Annotated in this window: 3 protein-coding genes; 2 read left to right on the forward strand and 1 reads right to left on the reverse strand. The window is 34.3% G+C overall.

Features of this window, described 5'->3' with window-relative positions; genetic code table 11:
- On the forward strand, nt 1-1,526 hold a 1,526-nt coding region (locus tag ACQR30_RS07240; protein ID WP_429733371.1), incomplete at its 5' end, for a TonB-dependent receptor plug domain-containing protein.
- 3 nt (nt 1,527-1,529) lie between these two features.
- Nucleotides 1,530-2,348 carry a DUF4249 family protein gene (locus tag ACQR30_RS07245; protein WP_429733374.1) on the forward strand — a complete coding sequence of 273 codons (819 nt, stop codon included), beginning with the start codon at nt 1,530-1,532 and terminating at the stop codon, nt 2,346-2,348.
- Between the two features lie 12 nt (nt 2,349-2,360).
- Here the strand turns inward: ACQR30_RS07245 and ACQR30_RS07250 are convergent.
- Nucleotides 2,361-3,350: ATP-binding cassette domain-containing protein (locus ACQR30_RS07250; RefSeq protein WP_429733377.1), on the reverse strand; the 990-nt coding region annotated here is incomplete at its 5' end.

A 3,350-nucleotide genomic window follows, 5' to 3' on the forward strand; every position in this document is an offset into this window, starting at 1 on the left:
TTACGGCCAGAAGAACCTATGCTGATTTATTTTTAAAGTTGTCAAATAATAAAGATATAAATAATAATAAATTATATTTTTATGATATCAATCTTAAGGCTAATTATCAATTAAATAACAAAAGTCAATTATTTGCTTCGGGGTACTTCGGTAAAGATAAATTGGGCTTTGGTAATCAATTTGGCATAGATTGGGGTAATCAAACGGGTACTTTGCGGTGGAATTATATTGTAAGCCCAAAAGTCTTTTCCAACACCTCTTTTATTTATAGTAATTACAAGTATAATATTTTATTAATAAATGATAAAACTGTTTTTCATATCCAGTCTTCCATTAAGGATGTCAATTTGAAACAAGATTTTGAGTGGCATTCAAATAATAAAAGTAATTGGCATTTCGGAGTTAATACTATTTACCATGATATTGCTCCCACAAGATTTATTGGTGGAAACGATACTGCGAATTATACACAGAAAAAGGAAACGCGATTTAGTTGGGAAAATGCATTATACATCAATAATACAGCACAAATAAATTCTTTTATCAATATAAACTATGGTTTGCGATTTTCTGCATATAGTTTACTTGGAGCGGGTAATTACAATTTGTACCGAAGTGGGCAACCGGTGGGAACGACTTCTTTAGTAAAAGGACAAATAGGTAAAACTTATTTTAATATGGAGCCTCGTATCTCCACCAGTTTCTTGCTCAATAAGAATAACAGTTTAAAATTTGCATATGCAAGAAATACACAAAATTTGCATCTTTTGAGTAATTCTGCCTCGACCAACCCAACAGATCAGTGGATAGGAGATAGCTATAATATAAAGCCGGAAATTTCTGATCAGGCCAGTGTGGGTATTTACAGAGATTTGCGGGACCATCATTATGAGTTGAGCGTAGAGACTTATTACAAATGGATGCAAAATCAAATTGATTATAGAAATGGCGCGAACCTCTCCACATCTGAAGACGTGGAGAGTCAATTGCTATTTGGTAAAGGGCGTGCTTACGGAATTGAATTTTATTTAAAGAAAAAGTATGGTCGCTTAACCGGTTGGCTGAGCTATACTTTATCACGTACCGAGAAAAAGATTGATGGCATCAACGACAATCAATGGTATAACGCGACTCAAGATCAGACTCATAATATAGCATTGGTGGGTATTTATAAACTTTCAGATAGATGGAATCTTTCCGGAAACTTTGTTTTTTATACGGGCAATGCTATTACTTTTCCGAGCGGAAAGTACAGTATTGATAATGAAACTGTATTTTATTATACCCAAAGAAATGGATACAGAATGCCAGATTATAATCGTCTGGATTTAAGCGCTACATATACTAGAAAAAAGCGTAAACATTTTGAGAGTTCTTGGGTTTTTTCTGTTTACAATGTTTATGGTCGCGAAAATGCTTATGCAATAAAGTTTCAAGTAGATCCAAATGATGCTTCAAAAACACAGGCTGTACAAACTTCTTTATTCCGTTGGGTTCCCAGTGTCACTTATAATTTTAAATTTTAAATAATGAAAATAAGTGATAAAATATTTTGGCTAATAATCTTTATAATTGGTTCTTTTTCATGTACTAAAGTAATTGACATACATTTGGATACTTCACCGCCTAAATTGGTGGTAGAAGGCATTGTAAGCAATAATTTTAGGGAAACTTTTGTACGTATAAGTAAGTCTGTGGAATTCTCTGAACCCAATAATTTCCCAGCTGTGGACAATGCGCTGGTTATATTGAAAGACAGCAACACAAACGCCTTCGATACATTGTATGAAACAAAAAACAACGAAGGGGTTTTGATATATAAGCCACATAGAATTAAAGGTGTTATTGGTCATACATATCAACTCAAAGTAAATGTTAACGGGCAACAATATGAGGCAAGTAGCCAAATGCCTGATTCTGTTGCCTTTACAGGCTTGAAATTATTTGCCACAAATAGCGCGTCGGATACTTCCGTCACATTTACCATTGTCCCACAATATATTGATCAAAAAGGTGTTTCAAATTATTATCGGTTTATTCAATATATTAATCACAAGAAAGATGATGGTATCAATGTGCTAAATGATGATGTAGGGGATGGCTTGCCTAATGAACGCCCTATTTTTACCAATACGATTAATATAAGACTCAATGACACGGTTGCTGTAAAAATGTTGAATATAGATAAGAATGTATACCAATACTTTTACGAATTGGAACAGAACGCAAATCAGTTGGGTGTAACCCCTAGTAATCCTGTAAGTAATATTTCTAATGGTGCATTGGGGTATTTTTCAGCCCAGTATGAACAAATATCTGTTGCAGTGATTTCTGATGACGGAAAATAGTAGTTTTTAATTTTAAAGACGAGGAACTGCTGCTAACAATTTTTTGGTGTAATCTTTTTGTGGCCGCTCATAAATATCCTGAGCATCTCCGACTTCTTCAACTTGACCATTGTTCATTACAATAATACGGTCGCAAAAATATTTTACAACCGATATGTCGTGTGAAATAAAGATGGACGTAAAATTTAATTCTTCTTTTAAATCGTTGAGTAAATTTAATATTTGTGCTTGTACGCTTACGTCTAAAGCTGATACGCATTCGTCGCAAATAACAAAAGAGGGTTGCATTATTAAGGCCCTTGCTATCACGGCTCTTTGCCGTTGACCTCCACTGAATTCATGAGGGTAACGATAATAATATTTTTCATTGAGACCCACCTTCTCAAGCCATTCTATTACTTTATTTTTGATTAACATTTCAGAGAAAGGTTGATGCATTTTTAATGGTTCTCCGATGGCCTGGCCGATGGTTATTTTAGGATTAAGCGATGCATAAGGATCCTGAAAAATCATTTGTATTTCGGAAGAAAGTGCGCGCATTGGCCGCTTTTTTATTGACAAAATGTTTTCTCCTTTATAGATTATCTCTCCAGAAATTGGTTTCGCTAATTGAACAATGGATCTTCCTAAGGTAGTCTTACCACAACCCGACCCGCCGACTAATCCTATATTTTCGCCTTGAAAAACATCAAAGCTTACATTATTGACAGCTTTGTTGTATTGTAATATTTTTCCGAAAAAATTTTCCCGTACGGAGAACCAAGTATTCAAATTTCTGATAGATAATAGAATTTCGGAATTGGATTTTTGTCCGTTATTATTTGCTCTCTTTGGACTGTTTTCTTTTGCTTTATTTGAGTCACCTAAAAAATCAGAAACGACCGGTAAGCGCTCTGCTTTGTGATAAAGTCCGGGTCTGCAAGCCAGTAACGCCTTTGTATATGGATGTTTTGGAACTGTAAATATTTTTTCTTTATCTGCTATTTCTACAATTTCTCCATT

Origin of the sequence: Arachidicoccus sp. (assembly GCF_050436765.1) — a bacterium.
In the GTDB taxonomy this organism is placed as follows: Bacteria; Bacteroidota; Bacteroidia; order Chitinophagales; family Chitinophagaceae; genus Arachidicoccus.